This window comes from Bradyrhizobium sp. Kon69 (assembly GCF_055807515.1).
On record NZ_JBVVOS010000165.1, the window covers coordinates 1 to 365 of the forward strand.

Sequence of the window (365 nt, forward strand, 5' to 3'; positions counted from 1 at the left end):
ATATCGGCGTCAAGACCTGCCACAAGATCCTCGGTATCGGCAGTTGTGACCCTCGCGTAGCGTTTGCCGGTGGCGGCATAGCGATCAACGTGCAAAGCCCGGTTGTGGGAAGCAACAGTGAGCAGAACCTGGTGTTTTCCAGCACCACGCCCTTCGCCACGCCGCCCAATGTGGGGCTGGCGCCCGCTTATCAGGCGGCGGTGCCGGCCAGTAATCTGGTGAGTGGTCTCTCCACCGCGCTCACGGGTGTGAGCATTACCGCCTATCAACCGGTGGGCAACAACCCAGTGGGCAGCCTGATCGCAAACACGGTGGCGTTGCTCAGCGGCGTCAACGCCTTGGTAACGCCCGTGTTGAATAATGCC

General features: G+C 61.4%; 1 protein-coding gene. It reads left to right on the forward strand.

Going from position 1 to position 365, the window contains the following annotated elements:
* On the forward strand, positions 1 to 365 hold a 365-nt coding region (locus AC0L3U_RS38685; protein ID WP_473365006.1), incomplete at both ends, for a hypothetical protein.